Source organism: Ancylobacter terrae, from assembly GCF_045108345.1.
GTDB lineage: Bacteria > Pseudomonadota > Alphaproteobacteria > Rhizobiales > Xanthobacteraceae > Ancylobacter.
In genome coordinates this window covers 1,686,147-1,702,279 of record NZ_JBJGXH010000001.1, presented here as the reverse complement: position 1 = coordinate 1,702,279, position 16,133 = coordinate 1,686,147, and the positions used below count along the sequence as shown (strand labels likewise).

Here is a 16,133-nt window from a genome sequence, read left to right as displayed (position 1 = left end):
GGCCGCCTTGCGGCCCGGCTCGGTTCTTGCGTGCGCAGGACGTACGCGGCGCCCTGTCGCCCGCCAACTGAAAGGAATGGGCCATGACGAGTCAGAAGCCGAAAACCGCGCTGACGCCCGGCGTTCCGCAGACCTTCCCGGTTCTGCCGCTCCGGGACATCGTCGTCTTCCCGCACATGATCGTTCCCCTGTTCGTCGGGCGTGAGAAGTCGATCCGCGCCCTCGAGGAGGTGATGCGCAACGACACGTTCATTCTGCTGGCCACGCAGGAGAACGCCTCCGACGACGACCCGAACCCGGAATCGATCTACAAGATCGGCACGCTCGCCTCGGTGCTGCAGCTGCTCAAGCTGCCCGACGGCACCGTGAAGGTTCTCGTCGAGGGCATCTCGCGCGCCCGCGTCGACCATTACACCGACCGCACCGACCTCTATGAGGCGGAGGCCAGCGCGCTGGAGGAAGATCCGGGCGCGAAGGTCGAAGCGGAGGCGCTCGCCCGCTCGGTGGTCAGCGAGTTCGAGAGCTATGTGAAGCTCAACAAGAAGGTCTCGCCGGAGGTGGTGGGCGTCGTCACCCAGATCGATGACCATTCCAAGCTGGCGGACACGGTGGCCTCGCATCTCGCGGTGAAGATCCCCGAGAAGCAGGCGGCGCTGGAGATCCTCAAGGTGCCCGCGCGCCTCGAGAAGGTGCTGGCGCTGATGGAGAGCGAGATTTCCGTTCTCCAGGTGGAGAAGCGCATCCGCTCGCGCGTCAAGCGCCAGATGGAGAAGACGCAGCGCGAGTACTACCTGAACGAGCAGATGAAGGCGATCCAGAAGGAGCTCGGCGACGGCGAGGACGGTCGCGACGAGCTTGCCGAACTGGAAGAGCGCATCAAGACCACCAAGTTCACCAAGGAAGCCCGCGAGAAGGCGACGCACGAGCTGAAGAAGCTGCGCCAGATGTCGCCGATGTCGGCCGAGGCCACCGTGGTGCGCAATTATCTCGACTGGATGCTGTCGATCCCGTGGAGCGCGAAGAGCAAGGTCAAGAAGGACCTCAAATTCGCCCAGGACGTGCTCGATTCCGACCATCACGGCCTCGACAAGGTCAAGGAGCGCATCGTCGAATATCTGGCCGTGCAGACGCGGCAGAACCGGCTCACCGGCCCGATCCTGTGCCTTGTCGGCCCGCCCGGCGTCGGCAAGACCTCGCTGGCCCGCTCGATCGCCAAGGCGACGGGGCGCGAATATGTGCGCATGTCGCTCGGCGGCGTGCGGGACGAGGCGGAGATCCGCGGCCACCGGCGCACCTATATCGGCTCGATGCCCGGCAAAGTCATCCAGTCGATGCGCAAGGCGAAGAAGTCGAACCCGCTGTTCCTGCTCGACGAGATCGACAAGATGGGTGCCGACTTCCGCGGCGATCCGTCCTCGGCCCTGCTTGAAGTGCTGGACCCCGAGCAGAACTCGACCTTCAACGACCACTATCTGGAGGTGGACTACGACCTCTCGAACGTGATGTTCGTGACGACGGCGAACACGCTCAACATCCCGGCGCCCCTGCTCGACCGCATGGAGGTGATCCGCATCGCCGGCTACACCGAAGACGAGAAGGTCGAGATCGCGCGCAAGCACCTGATCCCGTCGGCGCTCACCAAGCACGGACTGCAGTCGAAGGAATGGTCGATCGACGCCGAGGCGCTGCTCTCGCTGATCCGCCGCTACACGCGGGAAGCGGGCGTGCGCAATCTCGAGCGCGAGATCTCCAACCTCGCCCGCAAGGCGGTGAAGGAGCTGATGCTCTCGAAGAAGAAGACGGTGAAGGTGACCGGCAAGACGCTCGAGGATTATCTCGGTGCGCCGCGGTTCCGCTATGGCGAGATGGAGGGCGAGGATCAGGTCGGCGTCGTCACCGGCCTAGCCTGGACCGAGGTCGGCGGCGAACTGCTGACGATCGAAGGCGTCATGATGCCCGGCAAGGGCAAGATGACGGTCACCGGCAATCTGCGCGATGTGATGAAGGAATCGATCTCGGCGGCGGCCTCCTATGTCCGCTCGCGCGCGCTTGATTTCGGCATCGAGCCGCCGCTGTTCGACAAGCGGGACATTCACGTCCACGTGCCGGAGGGGGCGACCCCGAAGGACGGCCCGTCTGCCGGTGTCGCGATGGCGACCGTGCTCACCTCGGTGCTGACCGGCATTCCGATCCGCCGCGATGTCGCCATGACGGGCGAGATCACCTTGCGCGGCCGGGTGTTGCCCATCGGCGGGCTGAAGGAGAAGCTGCTCGCCGCCCTGCGCGCCGGCATCAAGAAGGTGCTCATCCCGGAGGAAAACGCTAAGGACCTGACCGACATTCCGGACAACGTGAAGAATGGTCTGGAAATCGTGCCGGTGTCGCGGATGGACGAGGTGCTGAGCCACGCTCTCGTGCGCGTTCCCGAGCGGATAACCTGGGAAGAGAAGCTCGACAAGGCGGGTGTTGTCGAGGTCGAGCCGGCGGTTGCCTTCGACGACAAGGGCGGTGTCGCGGCGCACTGATCTCGGGCACATAAATCGCCTAAATTGCAGGCGGCACCCTCACGGTGCCGCCTGTGGTATTTTAAGGCCATCGATCTGCCGGAAAACGTGTATTTGTGCGGGTTTTAGGGTTGGCGTGCTTGCAATCGCCGCAATTTGCGGGAAGCTTCCGGCCCGCTCATCGGCCGCATTGGCCGTCGATTCTATGTGCAATGAAAAGAAGGACAGGTCGCATGACCACGAAGAATGAACTCATCGCCGCAGTGGCCGAGCAGGCGAAGCTCAGCAAGACCGTCGCCGCCGCCGCGGTCGACGCGACCTTCGACGCCATTGCCGCCTCCCTGAAGGCCGGCGAGGAAGTCAAGCTCATCGGCTTCGGGTCGTTCTCGGTCGTCACCCGCGCCGCTCGCGAAGGCCGCAATCCGCGTACGGGCAACCCGGTGAAGATCGAGGCCTCCAAGGCGCCCAAGTTTACGCCCGGCAAGGGCCTCAAGGACATCGTCAACGGTTGATCGACGTCACCGTGTGACGGGGCGTGCTGGCGGTTTCGCGCCGGACCGCCCCGTTCGACGACGGCGAGGCTGCCGTGCCGCCCCGTTTGCTTGCGGGAAAGGGGGCATGGCGTCTATAGGTGCCGGCGGGCCACGCCGGCACCCGTCCGGGCGGTTAGCTCAGTTGGTAGAGCATCTCGTTTACACCGAGAGGGTCGGCGGTTCGAGCCCGTCACCGCCCACCAATCCGAAACGGTACTATGCCCCGCTTGCCCGCACGCCGGGCACAGGCGTTCCGGGACCCAGTGCGCCAACATCCTTGCCGCACAAAGCTCCTGCAGCGCTTGAGCTGCCCAGCTAATAGCGCTAGCGGTGCAACCCTCAGGGTAGGCGTTCGGGAAATGCCGTCGGACGTGCCTGTCCAGGCGTAGGGCGGAACAGTGAAGCTCGTTCTTTTCGACTGCGACGGCACGCTCGTTGACAGCCAGCACCTCATCGTCAGCGCTATGGAGACGGCCTTTGCGAGCCTGTCGCTGGCGCCGCCGACACGGTCGCGCATTCTCAGCATCGTCGGGCTGTCGCTGCCCGAAGCCATGCAGGAACTCGGCGAAGGGGATCCGGCGTTTCCCGTCGAGACTCTGGCGACCCGGTATCGCGAAGCGTTCAACGAACTGCGGCGCCAGGAGGCCTTCCATGAGCCGCTGTTCCCGGGGATGTGGGAGGTGCTCGACGAGTTGCACCGGCGCGACGACGTGTTGCTGGGCATTGCGACCGGGAAATCGCGCCGCGGCGTCACCGCGCTGCTCGAACGGCACGGTCTGTCCGGGTGGTTTGTGACCATCCAGACCGCCGATGATGCGCGCTCCAAGCCACATCCGGAAATGGTCCATCGGGCGCTGGCGGAAAGCGGCGTGTCTGCGGATCGAGCGGCCCTGATCGGCGATACCGGTTTCGACATGGCGATGGCCCGCGCCGGGGGCATCCGTGCGCTGGGCGTGACCTGGGGTTACCATTCCCGCATCGCCCTACAGGCCGCCGGTGCCGAATTCCTGGTAGATGAGGCGCCGCAACTTGTTCCCCTCGTTACCGGCCTGTGGCAGGAGCCGAACTGATGCCCAACCGTGACGCGCCGGAGCAGGACGGCCCGCCCAATTCCATGCGCGCGGCTCAGACGGCCATGCGACCGCCGCTGCCGAAGCGCTTTTATGCAGCCGCGGGGGTCATGGCGGAAGGGGATGCCTTTCGCGTCGTGCTGGACGGGCGCGGCGTCAAGACGCCGGCGCGGCGCCCTCTGTGCCTTCCGGACGCGGATCTGGCGAATGCCGTCGCCGCCGAATGGGACAGCCAGCAGACGGTAATCGATCCGGCTCTGATGCCTCTGACCCGACTGGTCAATTCGGCCATCGACGGGGTGGCCGACAATCCCGCAGCCGTTGCGGAGGAGATTGCCCGCTACGCCGGTTCGGATCTGCTGTGCTATCGGGCGGGTGAGCCCCGCTCACTGGTGGAACGGCAGGCGCAGGCCTGGGATCCCATCCTCTCATGGCTGCGCGAGATGTTTGGCCTGCGCTTCGTTCTGGGGGAAGGTGTGATGTTCGTGGCGCAGCCCGAGGCGACGCTGGCAACCTTCGCGGCGCTTCTGCCGAGGCAGCCGCTTACCCTGGCAGGCCTGAGTTCGATGACGACGCTGACCGGATCGGCGTTGCTGGCCTTCGGTGTCTGGAAAGGGCAGGTGGCCGGTGAAACAGCGTGGAACGCGGCCCATGTCGACGAGGAATTCCAGATCGCGGTTTGGGGTGAAGACGAGGAGGCCATGGCACGCCGTGACCTTCGTCGCCGCGAGTTCGATGCAGCCGTTAGGCTTCTAGCGCAACCCGACTGACGGGGCGGACCTCACCGGGAGGCTCACCAAACAATTGAATGTATTTTTAAACTAATTTCGTCGAGTGCCGTATGACATCGTTGCGGATCGGCATTTTTTGCCATTCAATTGCTTGGGCATGTTGCAGGTGCGAACAGTTTGAATTATGATTTTACCATGGCTGGGCCTGACCGTACGTTAGAAAAGATGAGCGCACGCCGAGCTCGCTATGAGGCTCAGCAGGCGAGTCAGAGACGCTTGCGTCTGCGGCCGGGGCATCCTTATGCGCTTATCCCCACATGGGTGCCGTATCCGCTGGCGGTTGTCGTCGGGGCCGCGCATTGGGCTTTCATCTGGCTGCTGGGCGATACTGACCGGCGATCCAGGCATTGATCTTGCGGTCTAAACGGGTCGTCCGGCCGCCGATGGCCGAGGGCTTGCCCTGTATCTGGCCGATGGAGTCCCGCCGTCCTCAGTGACGCATGCGGGTCCAGTTACCTTCAGCGCCGCCAAAAAAACATGATCCTTCCGTTGTGCTAGCTCCACACGTGGGGACGGGCGGGAGTGTGGCATAGTGAAGATTGTCGTGCTGGACGGGGCGAAAGCGCCGCGCCGGATCTATGCCATCGGCGATATCCACGGGTGCCTCGATCTCCTCGACCGGATGATCGAACTCATTGCAGAAGACATCGCCGCCTACGGTGCCGAAGGCGCCGTCGTTGTCACGCTCGGCGACTATATCGACCGTGGGCCGGCGTCGCGCGGTGTGCTGCAGCGCCTGTCCCGCAATCCGTTTCCCGTTCCCTTCATCCCCCTGCGTGGCAATCACGAGGACATGTTCCTCTCTTTCCTTGTGCACCCGCGAAATGCGTCGGGTTGGTGCCGGCAGGGCGGGGTCGAGACGCTCGCATCCTACAGTGTCCCGGTGTCGCAGGTTATGATCGGCAAGGGATATACGGCCGCGGCCGAAACCATGAACTGGCTGCTGCCGGAGGAACACAAGAGATTCTTGACGTCGCTTCCGCTTGCGGTGATGACGCCACACTATTTCCTTTGTCACGCCGGCGTGCGGCCGGGCGTTGCCCTTGCCCAGCAGCAGCCGAACGATCTCCTCTGGATCCGCGACGAGTTTCTGGCTTCCCAGGAGGATTTCGGCCGCATCGTCGTTCACGGACACACGCCCGTCGCCGAGATCGAGGTTCAGCCGAACCGCATCAACGTCGACACAGGCGCCTACCGCAGTGGACGACTGACCTGCGTCGTGCTCGAAGAGGCGGGCATCCACAGCTTGACGGCATCGCTCTAGACGATCCGTTTTGACGCGCGGGCGCTGTCGGGAAGGAATGCCATGAGGACGGTGATCGCAACAGGTGTTGCCGTGTTGCTTCTGGCCAGCGCTGTGCGGGCGGAACTCGTGCCGGCGAATCCCGAGGGCCACCGTATCATGATCGAGGTGGGGTCCATTCCAGCGCCGGATGGCTGGAAGGCATTCTGTATCTCATGGCCGGGGGAGTGCCGCTCCGTCCCCCGCACCCGTCCCGTCGTCCTCACGGAACGGCTCTGGAAGGAGCTGGAGCTGGTCAATCGTCGGGTCAATAGCGAGATACGCTATGTCGACGATCCGGTCGGGGATGTGTGGTCGCTGCCGGTCGACGAAGGCGACTGCGAGGACTTCGTCTTGCTCAAGCGCAAGCGGCTTGTGGAGCGCGGCTGGCCGCCGGGGGCGCTGCTGGTGACGGTGGTCGTGGCGCCGGATGGGCGTGGCCATTCGCTTCTGACGGTCCGCACCGACCGTGGAGAGTTCGTCCTCGATAACAATACGAGCCGAATTCTCGAATGGGTCGACACCCCCTATACCTTCATGTCCCGCCAATCCTCCTCGAATCCGAACCAGTGGGCTGCACTGGACCGGTGAGGTGCTGGAATGCTGCAATGCAGCATCAATTGTGGCCAATCTGCACCACGCCGAGTCGAAAACGCTCTCTCAAGGCCGTTCGGGACGCTTTCCGCCTTGCATCGAAGGCCCTCGGGGGCGTTTATGCTCGCAATTGCAGCATTTCAGCGTCAATGACGTCCCGGAGGGATCCGGCGACGCGGAAATGCGGGCGTGTGCGTAAGAGGGTCACGATGAAGCTCGCTGTTGTTCTCACGTCGGCTACCGTCGCGTCTGGCGCCATCTGGGCAGGGATCATCGCGCTCAGCCTTCAGGTCTGGCATCTGCTCTGACCTGTGACGGGCAGGCTCCTGCGCGAGCCCGCCCGCTTTGCCTGCCGATCGTCATCGATCGGTCCGCTCCATGGCTACACGCGGCCGATGGCGCGCTTGACCGCCATCACCACGCGAGCGGGTATCAGCAGCGTCGCCAGGCTTTCCGCGACGGCCAGATAGGATCCCGGCGTTTTCCAGTCGAAATAGCGCCACTGCGTCTTCAGCCGCGTGCGGATCTGCAGGCGACGGTTGCGCGACGAGATGCCGTCTGGATTGATCAAGTAGGTGACGAGCGGGTCGGGCAGGCAATCGACCTTGCCGCCGCCGGCGACGATGCGGAAGAGATACTCGTAATCCTCTGCCGCGGGAAAGTCGGTCGAATAGAACCCGAACCGCTCCACGACGCGCCGTCGGAAACAGAAAGTCGAGTGGGCAAAGGGCAGGTTGCGCCGGAGCCGTTTCAGCACCGCGTCGGCACCGCCCGCCGTCCCGCGTGTGAACAGCACACGCCCGTCGCGGTCCACGGTGGGCGCCATCGAACCCACGAGGTCGAGCGCCGGATCGGCCTCCAGAGCCCCGACCTGGATCGCCATGCGATCCGTTCGGCTGATGTCGTCGCTGTCGATGCAGGCGATGAATTCGTAGCCCTGTTCCAGAATGTAGCGCAGCGCCACGTTCCGCGCTTCCGTCACTCCGACATTGGTGTCGAGGCGCAGGACGGTGATGCGCGGGTCCTCCGGCAGGAGCGAGACGACGGGTATCGTCGACCCGTCGTCGACGATGATCAGGTCGGCAGCCCGGGTCTGCGCCAGCAGCGGGGCCACCGCGGCGTCGAGAATGCCCGGTTCGGGATTGTAGGCGGGCATCAGGAAGGCGGTGTCGCTCGTCTTCATGCGGCGGTTCCGGATGTGGGAGCGGGGCGCGAGGTGAGACGCGCAAAGACGCAGACGGAAAGCCAGACCGCCTCAAGCGCCACGCAGGCGGCCTTGGCGAGCGCCGCGCCGTAGAGCCCTCCCACATAGGCGCCGACGGCGACGGCGAGGGCGGTGGCGGCCTGCGTCAGGAGAAGGATGCGGGCATTGAGCCTCTCGCCCCCGGTCGATTCAAGGATCGAGGAGGACATGCCGCCGGCCGTGGCGATGGAAAGGCCCACCACCAGCATGCGGAAGGGCAAGATGCCCGCGGCATACTCGGCACCGAAGACCCGCATGATTTCCGGTGCGAACACGAAGGCCGCCACGCCGACGAGGGCCGCCGTCGCCGCGCTGAGCGCATAGACGAGCTCGATCTTGGTACGCAGCCCTTGCGGGTTTTCGCCGTAATGGAGATGCGCGAAGACCGGTGCCGCGATCAGCCGCAGGCCCACCAGCAGGAGGGACGAGACCGCAGCCGTGCGGGCCGCCGAGAAATAGACGGCGGCATCCTGCGTCCCGAGCAGCCAGCCGACGATGATGGTGTCGACCGTCGCCGAGGTGGCGAAGAGAAGCGAGCCGATGGCCATCCAGGACGAAGCCGTCCGCCACGCCGGTACGTCGAAGGCGGGGCGCTGCGGCAGGTCTCGCTGGACGATGCGCCAGACGCGCCAGAACTGCCAGGCGACCAGCAGGCCGAGCAGGGTGCCCAGTGCGACCAGCACCTGGAGCACGCTGACCGACGCTCCGCCGCGGGCAAGGATCACGAGCACGCCGATCGTGGCGAGGCGCCAGACGATGTCGCGAGGCACGATGCCCTGACAGGTGAAACCGAACGCCCGCAGCAGGTTGCAGCTATAGTCCGAGAGCGCGTAGACAATCGCCAGCAGGGCGAACGCGCCGAGCACCGCGTTGTCGCGCAGGAATGCCGGAAGCAGGCCCGCGACATGGCCGAGCCAGAGCAGCAGGAGAAAGAGCAGGGAGGTGGCGAGCAGCACCGCCGAGCCGAAGAAGATCACACCCTTCTGCCGCGGTGGGTCCGAGCGGGCCGAATATTCGGGTATGCTCTTGAGGATCAGCACCGGCTGACCGAAGATCAGCGCCGCGGCGACGAGCACCGAGGCTGAAAAGATCATTCCGTAAAGCCCGAAATCCTCCACCGTCAGAATCCGGGCGAGCAGGATCAGCAGGCCGTAGTTCAAGACGGCCGACACCACCTTCAACCCGGATGTCGCGATCGCCGCCGCCAGCAATGGCAGATCGAGGCGGCGGGTTATGGCGCTGAGAGCGGTCATGCGAGATAACGCCCGTCAGTAGGCGTTTTCGGTCTTCAGCAGCGCATAGGGCGTGCGCAGCAGGATATACAGGTCGAACATCACCGACCAGTTTTCGATGTAGTAGAGATCGCATTCGACGCGGCGCTGGATCTTCTCGCGCGTGTCGGTCTCGCCCCGCCAGCCGTTGATCTGGGCCCATCCGGTGATCCCCGGCTTGACCCGGTGCCGCGCGAAATAGCCGTCGACCACCTCGTCGTAGAGCCTGTCGTCGGCCTTGGCATGCATCGCGTGCGGGCGGGGGCCGACGAGCGAGAGATCGCCCTTGATGACGACGTTGATGAGCTGAGGCAACTCGTCGAGGCTGGTCTTGCGGATGAAACGGCCGACCCGGGTCACGCGGGGATCGCCGCGTGTGACGAGCCGCGCGGCCGTGACGTCGCTCTGGTCCACATACATGGAGCGAAACTTGTAGACCTCGATCAGCTCGTTGTTGAAGCCGTAGCGGCGCTGCCTGAAGAAGACCGGACCGCGGCTGTCGAACTTCACGGCGAGCGCGACCGCCAGCATCACGGGGGAGGCGAGAATCAGCAGCAGTCCGCCCACCACACGGTCGAACAGCCATTTCTGCACGACGTCCCAGTCCGCGATCGGCTTGTCGTAGACGTCGAGGACCGGAACCGTGCCCACATACGAGTAAGAGCGCGGACGCAGGCGCAGGCGGCTGGTGTGCGCCGACAGCCGGATGTCGATCGGCAGCACCCACAATTTCCGCAGCATCGTCAGCACGCGTTCTTCCGCGGTGACCGGCAGGGAGACGATCAGCAGGTCGATGCGGGTACGCCGGGCGAATTCGACGAGGTCGCTGACGGTGCCGAGCTTCGGGACGCCGCCGAGAATGCCGGGGGAGCGGTCGTCGCTGCGATCGTCGAACAGACCAATCACTTCGACGTCGCTGTGCTGGTCCCGCTTCATCGCGTTGATCAGCGACAGGCCGTTGTCGCCGCCGCCGACGATGACCGCACGGCGCATCAACCGGCCGTCGGCGATCCACTTGCGGATGTACCGCGCCAGGATCATGCGATCCAGCGCCAGTGCGACCAGCCCGACACCGTACCAGCTGACCAGCCATACCCGCGAGAACGTGCCTTCCATCTTGCCGAAAAAGGCAATCGCGAGGGCCGCGGCAAAAACGCCGGTCCAGGCGAGGGCGATTCGGCCGAATTCCGGTGCCACGAGACGCATCGCACTGACGTGGTAGATGCCGCCGATCTGGAAGCTCATCACCGCGAGGACGGCGACCGTCACGATCGCGACCGGATAGGACGGGTCGAGGCCGTACGTCGGATAGACATAGATAATCTGCAGCACCGTCCCGACGACGGCGATCAGAACGAAGTCGACCAGCCGCACGATGCCGGCCAGCACGACCCTCGACATGGCGGGCACGACCGGCCGATCCGCGATCTCGCGCGCGATCGGGGCGAGATCCCGTTCGGTCTCGGCGAGGGGACTCGATGAACCCACAGGCGTTGCGCTGACCGCGGCGGCCTGCACCGCATCGCGCGAATTGGAGTCGCTCATCTGGCCTGTCCCGTCGCGGCCGCCGGGTCGATGCCGTCGGCTCATGTCGCAGTGCACATTACAGGCGCGACGTCACGGAACCCTTAATGCAGGCCGCGCCTTTGCAAGGCTTCGCGATAAGCATCCAGTATGCCGTCACACATCGCATCTGTATTGAAGCCCGCTTCCACCCGCCGCCGGATGCGCGCCGTGCGATCCGCGAGCACGTTCGGGTCGGTCAGCACGGCGGTGGCGAGCGCCTCGACGTCGCCGGCCGGAACAAGGGAATCCGCATAGACGCCGAAGATTTCCGAAATCCCACCTACGTTGGTCGCGATGATGGGAACGCTCGCGGCAATGCTCTCCAGCACGATATAGGGCAGCGACTCGGCGCGCGACGGCACCACAAGGATGCGCCCGAGCGTGAACGCCCTGCAGGCGCTCATCGGCGCGTGGAAGGTGACCTGGTCGGCCAGTCCGAGCCGGGTGACGAGGCCTCTGAGCGCCGCTTCCTCGGGTCCCGAGCCGATGGCGGTGAGCGTCAGCCGTCGTCCGCGGTTGTTGAGCAGGGCCAACGTCTGAAACAGGATGTCGAGGCCCTTGCGGGTCGCGAACTCGCCGACGAAGACCAGGTCGGTCGCGTCGGCGTTCGGCGTGATGGGCTCGAATTCGTTCGGGCCGATGCCGTTGTGGACCACCCGCGCGACCCCGCGCGGCACACCCACCTTTTTCTTGAAGACGTTCTGGGCGTAGGCGCTCTCGAACAGAAAGACGTCCGTGCGCAGCCGCAGGAGCGATTCGCAGGTCAGGTACACGAAGCCGCCCGGCGTCGTCCGTGAATAGTTCAGGCTGCCGCCATGCGGCGTATAGGCCCGGATCCCCGGAGTATCCGTCAGGCGGGCATACAGGCCTCCCTTGGCGCCATGGCCGTGCACGACATCGGCTTTGAGGTGACGGGCATGAGCCCCCGTCTGCCGGATGGCCGAGACGTCCCTGCCGCCCGGCTGGCGGTCCATCGGCAGGCGCAGGATGCCGAGATCGAGCGCCGGCGCGATCCGGCTCAGGGCCTCCTCGGCGCGTTCCCCGCCGGTGGTGGAATCGGCGATCAGTCCGACCTGATGCCCCCGTTCGGCCTGGCCGGATGCCAGGTCCAGCACGTGTCGGAAGAGGCCGCCGACGGGAGCCCGAAAGACATGGAGGATGCGCAGCGGCCGCGTTCCGGAATGACCCATCAGAACCAGCGCTCCTGCACCACGATCGTGTCTCCCGGCCGCACCGGATAGGTCGACGGCACCCGTGCACTCACCAGACGCCCATCGATGTTGCGGGTGATGACCGCCTCGGACTTCACAGCCCGCGGGGTAAATCCGCCACCGATCGCCACGGCCGTTTCGACGGTGAGGGCATTGACGTAAGGATACTGCCCCGGCTGCGCCACTTCGCCAAGTATGAAGAAGGGGCGGTAGGTATCGACTTCGACCGCCACGTTCGGGTCGCGCATGTAGCCTTGGCGCAGCTTCGCCTGGATGGAGCGCTGCAGCTCGACGGTGGTGAGCCCGCGCGCCTGGACGAAGCCGATGAGCGGCATCGAGATCTTTCCGGACGCGTCGACCGTGTACGTATTGGACAAGCTCGCCTGGCCGAACACCACGACGCGCAGCCGGTCCCCGGAATCGAGAGTGTAAGGCGCCTCGAATGCCGTATCGATGACGGGTGGCGGCACGGGACGCATGCCGCAGGCCGCGACGAGAGCCGCCAGAGCGAGCGCGGCGATGCGCATGAACATGGAGAATCCCTGTGGGCTACGACGATAGGGCCGAGTAGTGCTCTGTCATGGTTAATGATTGGTAACGAGCAACGTTGTTCTTGCTTAACGCGGTAGAAACCATGGATGCGCAGCATAAGGGGCATGACGCTCCACGATCCTGCGATTCCGAATGAAGCCGCGCCGGGTGCTCCCGGTCTGTCCCCGCCCGGTACCGCCGAGCGCGGTGTCGATGTCATGGCTGTGGCGCGTCATCTCTGGGCGCGGCGCTTCCGGATCCTTCTTCCGACGCTGCTGGTCGCGGTCATCGCGGCGGTCGTCGTCAGCATGTTGTCGCCGCTGTTTTCCTCGGAAGCGCGCCTGCTGATCGAAAATCGCGAAACGGTCTACAACCGTCCGCAGGCATCGGGTAGCGCCGATGGTGGCGATCGCTCGGTGGTGGAGCCGGAGGCCATTGCGAGCCAGGTGCAGGTTATCCTGTCACGCGATCTCGCCCGTCAGGTCGTGCGCGATCTCAAGCTCACGGAGCGTCCGGAATTCCTGAAGGGGCCGAACCCGGTCCTGCGCTTTCTCGGCCTCGCCAGCGAACCTTCCGCGGCCACCAAGGAAGAGCGTGTCCTCGAGGTTTACTACAAGAACCTGAACGTCTTTCCGCTGGAGAAGTCGCGGGTCATTTCCATCGACTTCACCTCGTCGGATCCGCGCTTGGCGGCGACGATCGCCAACACCATCGCCGAGGACTATCTGAAGCTGCAGCAGATGGCAAAGGCCGACGCGACGCGCCAGGCGACGCAATGGCTCTCGACCGAGATCGACAATCTGCGCACGCGGGTCGCCGATGCCGAGGCCAAGGTGGAAGCGTTCCGGTCCCAGGCGGACCTCTATGTCGGGTCGAGCGGCGTGACCCTGTCGGCGCAGCAGCTCGCCGAACTCAACTCCCAGCTCACCCTCGCGCAGTCCCAGAAAGCCGACGCCGAAAGCAAGGCCAATGCGGTCAGGGTGCAACTGCGCTCGGGTCGGACAATCGAAGCGTCGGAGCTGCTAAGCTCGCCGTTGCTGCGCAATCTCATCGAGCGGCGGGCGCTGCTGCGCGCCTCCCTTGCCGAACAGTCCGCAAGCCTGCTCTCGAAGCATCCGCGCATCAAGGAGCTGAGGGCCCAGGTCGCCGACCTCGATGGTCAGATCCGCGCCGAGGCCGAGGCGGTGCTGCGCGGCTTCGACAATGATGCGCGTGCGGCCAGCGAGCGCGTCGACGCCCTGACCCGCCAGCTGAATGAAGTCAAGCGGCAAGCCTCGGTCGCCGGTGGCCAGGATGTGCAGCTCCGCGCCCTCGAGCGGGAAGCTCGCTCGCAGCGGGAGCTCCTCGAAAGCTATCTCGCCCGCTACCGGGATGCCACCTCCCGTGAGGATCCTACGGCGGTACAGCCGGACGGGCGCATCATCTCGCGCGCCAGCCCGGCCATCGAGCCGAGCTTTCCTAAGCGCGTGCCCATCATCGTGCTCGCTGCCTTCGCGACCTTCTTCCTGCTGACGGCCTTCTTTGCGGTCAGCGCCATCCTCTCGAACCTGACGTCCGGCGGCAGCGGGGCACCATCGCCTACGCCTCTGCCCGAGCCGAGCGAGCGCGGCCGTACCCAGCACCTTCCCTGGATCGGCGGCTCGGCAAGCCAGGATACCTCCGGCGATGCCAAGCTCAGCGGCGCCCTGACCGCTCTCGAAGAGCGGTCTACCATCGATGGTACCCTCGCCGATCTCACGCGGATGGTTGAGTTGCGCGGTGAAGCGGCGCGTCTCGTCATCGTGACCGGACCGGCCCCGGACGAGGGCGTCGCGCGGTGCGCTCTGGCTCTCGCCCGCTCCCTCGCCGGACCCGACAAGCGGGTTGCGATGGTGTGCCTCGATGTCCATGCCACCACGCTCGGCGAATTGATGCCGGACGCCCGCGCGCCTGGCCTCGCCGACCTGCTGTTCGGTGTCGCCACCTTCTCGGAAGCGATTCACCGCGAGCCGTCGTCGCGCTGCCATGTCATCCCGCCGGGGCGGGGCGCCGGCGAAGTCGGCGGCCTTGTCGCATCGGAGCGCCTGACGCTGATACTGAGCGCACTCCAGCAGACCTACGATCACGTGGTCGTCGCCGCGCCGCCGCTAGGCGAGGCGGAGGGTGCCGATCGCCTTGCGCGGCTTTCGCCGACGGTCGTGCTGGTCACGCAGCCGGGCGGCGTTGCCACCAATGCGGTGGAGGCGTTCGATGCGCTAGCGGCGCGTGGCTTCGGCGATATCGCGATGGTGACCTTCGTCGTGCCGTCGCCCGAGCCCGTAGCGGAGGCGGAAGCCGCCTGAGCGGCGCTGCCGCTTTCCTCAGGGCGCCATGCGGCGGATTCGCTGCGCGAGGCTCCACAGCGCCGGGGAGCGTTTGACATAGCGCTTCGCACGCATAGCGCTCCTACGTCCCGCCGCATAGACGAAACCGAGCGGGGTGAGCGGCACGCAGGCATCGACCAGTTCAGCGGTCCGGTCGCAGAAATGGGTCTTGTAGCGCGCTTCGCCGACCCCAAGGTCGAACCATTCATAGCCGCGCCGACACAGGTCGGCGACGAGATAGGCCGTCAGCGCATAGACAGGTGTGATCCGGGCGTGCGGGCTGGCGGAATCATATGAGTTGAACATGCACGAAAAGCTGGCGCCGTCGCCGATCCCGCCGGCCACCGCGATCACCTTGCCTTCAGCCTCGACCCCATAGAGTTCGAGACTTACCGTATCGCCGGCCCCGGCACGATGCGCAGCGTCCTGCAGCCACGCGGCGATCCCGGGGGCGTCGAAGGGATTGGACACGCCCATGGCGACGAAGCGTTCCGCCCTCTGGACCAGAAAGGCGCCGAGAAGCCGGTCGATATCCTCGGGCGCTGCGGCGCGGTAGATTCGCGCCTGCGGCAGCGCCTCGAGCTTGCGGAGCTTGCCGCGAATCTGCTTGCGCGCGTCGTGGCTCATCACCCGCTGCATGTAGGCGTCGGGATCGCGTTCAAGGCGCACCCCGTAGGCGTCGGACGGCGCCGGCGACGGGTCGCGGAGCGCGAAGGGATTGGCCCGGCCATTCCACTCGCGGAGCTGGTTCGACAGGACCAGCGCATCGATCCCGTGCGCGGCAACGGAGAACTTGGCCAGAGCGTCATCGAAGGCCGGCATCCCGGCATCCAGCATGCCGGCCGACCACAGGCCAAAATGATAGTTGGCGTGCTTGCCGCCCAGCGGTTCCGCCACCGTGAACACGCCGCGCCGCCGGCGCCCCAGCGGCCAGAGGAACAGGGGCTCACCTCGCGCGCATTGGCCGACGGCAATGGCGAGTCCGTCCAATTCGTGGCGACCGGCGTGCTCCCACCACGGTCGGATGAAGTCGTGGTGTTGATAGGGCGTCAGCAGGCGCTGCGCCTCGAGCTGATGCCAGGCCTCGCGCACCTCGTCGAACGACGTGTGCACATCCACCCGTGCGAGCGGACTGACCACGGTAGGAGCGGCCATCAGGGCCGAAGCGATCGCCAGTTGTGCCATGGCCTGCCAG

The 16,133-nt window shown here is 65.5% G+C and carries 13 protein-coding genes and 1 tRNA gene; 8 read left to right on the top strand and 6 right to left on the bottom strand.

Annotated elements, in window-relative coordinates:
- The first annotated feature begins 83 nt into the window (after positions 1 to 83).
- From lon to ACEUEL_RS08145, 7 genes are all read left to right on the top strand, one after another.
- Entirely contained in the window at positions 84 to 2,525 is a 2,442-nt protein-coding gene (gene lon, locus ACEUEL_RS08175) for an endopeptidase La (RefSeq protein WP_405703857.1), read from the top strand.
- Between the two features lie 212 nt (positions 2,526 to 2,737).
- Entirely contained in the window at positions 2,738 to 3,016 is a 279-nt protein-coding gene (locus ACEUEL_RS08170) for an HU family DNA-binding protein (RefSeq protein ID WP_405703856.1), read from the top strand.
- A gap of 148 nt (positions 3,017 to 3,164) precedes the next feature.
- A tRNA-Val gene (locus ACEUEL_RS08165) sits at positions 3,165 to 3,240 on the top strand.
- A 195-nt stretch (positions 3,241 to 3,435) separates the two neighbouring features.
- The gene (locus ACEUEL_RS08160; RefSeq protein WP_405703854.1) at positions 3,436 to 4,107 is read left to right on the top strand and encodes an HAD-IA family hydrolase; all 672 of its coding nucleotides are present in this window, start codon (positions 3,436 to 3,438) and stop codon (positions 4,105 to 4,107) included.
- Entirely contained in the window at positions 4,107 to 4,877 is a 771-nt protein-coding gene (locus tag ACEUEL_RS08155) for an ATP12 family chaperone protein (RefSeq protein WP_405703853.1), read from the top strand. The genes ACEUEL_RS08160 and ACEUEL_RS08155 overlap by 1 nt, the downstream gene beginning before the upstream one ends.
- A 553-nt stretch (positions 4,878 to 5,430) precedes the next feature.
- On the top strand, positions 5,431 to 6,162 hold the full coding sequence (locus tag ACEUEL_RS08150; RefSeq protein ID WP_405703852.1) for a metallophosphoesterase family protein: 732 nt from the start codon (positions 5,431 to 5,433) through the stop codon (positions 6,160 to 6,162).
- Positions 6,163 to 6,204: 42 nt separating this feature from the next.
- Entirely contained in the window at positions 6,205 to 6,771 is a 567-nt protein-coding gene (locus ACEUEL_RS08145; protein ID WP_405703850.1) for a transglutaminase-like cysteine peptidase, read from the top strand.
- Positions 6,772 to 7,156: 385 nt separating this feature from the next.
- On the opposite strand, the gene ACEUEL_RS08140 is transcribed toward ACEUEL_RS08145, so the two are convergent.
- From ACEUEL_RS08140 to ACEUEL_RS08120, 5 genes are all read right to left on the bottom strand, one after another.
- On the bottom strand, positions 7,157 to 7,957 hold the full coding sequence (locus ACEUEL_RS08140; protein WP_405703848.1) for a glycosyltransferase: 801 nt from the start codon (positions 7,955 to 7,957) through the stop codon (positions 7,157 to 7,159).
- Positions 7,954 to 9,270, bottom strand: coding sequence for a lipopolysaccharide biosynthesis protein (locus tag ACEUEL_RS08135; RefSeq protein WP_405703847.1), 1,317 nt, complete (start codon positions 9,268 to 9,270; stop codon positions 7,954 to 7,956). Before ACEUEL_RS08135 ends, ACEUEL_RS08140 begins: the two co-directional genes overlap by 4 nt.
- A 15-nt stretch (positions 9,271 to 9,285) precedes the next feature.
- Positions 9,286 to 10,833 (bottom strand): undecaprenyl-phosphate glucose phosphotransferase, encoded by a 1,548-nt coding sequence (locus ACEUEL_RS08130; RefSeq protein WP_405703845.1) that lies wholly within the window; start codon positions 10,831 to 10,833, stop codon positions 9,286 to 9,288.
- An 83-nt stretch (positions 10,834 to 10,916) separates the two neighbouring features.
- Positions 10,917 to 12,044 carry a glycosyltransferase family 4 protein gene (locus tag ACEUEL_RS08125; RefSeq protein WP_405703844.1) on the bottom strand — a complete coding sequence of 376 codons (1,128 nt, stop codon included), beginning with the start codon at positions 12,042 to 12,044 and terminating at the stop codon, positions 10,917 to 10,919.
- The gene (locus tag ACEUEL_RS08120) at positions 12,044 to 12,598 is read right to left on the bottom strand and encodes a polysaccharide biosynthesis/export family protein (RefSeq protein ID WP_405703843.1); all 555 of its coding nucleotides are present in this window, start codon (positions 12,596 to 12,598) and stop codon (positions 12,044 to 12,046) included. Before ACEUEL_RS08120 ends, ACEUEL_RS08125 begins: the two co-directional genes overlap by 1 nt.
- Positions 12,599 to 12,721: 123 nt before the next feature.
- On the opposite strand from ACEUEL_RS08120, the gene ACEUEL_RS08115 reads away from it, so the two are divergent.
- Positions 12,722 to 14,917 carry a GumC family protein gene (locus tag ACEUEL_RS08115; protein WP_405703840.1) on the top strand — a complete coding sequence of 732 codons (2,196 nt, stop codon included), beginning with the start codon at positions 12,722 to 12,724 and terminating at the stop codon, positions 14,915 to 14,917.
- 18 nt (positions 14,918 to 14,935) lie between these two features.
- Here the strand turns inward: ACEUEL_RS08115 and ACEUEL_RS08110 are convergent, their stop codons facing one another.
- Entirely contained in the window at positions 14,936 to 16,123 is a 1,188-nt protein-coding gene (locus tag ACEUEL_RS08110) for a GNAT family N-acetyltransferase (RefSeq protein ID WP_405703839.1), read from the bottom strand.
- Positions 16,124 to 16,133: the final 10 nt, after the last annotated feature.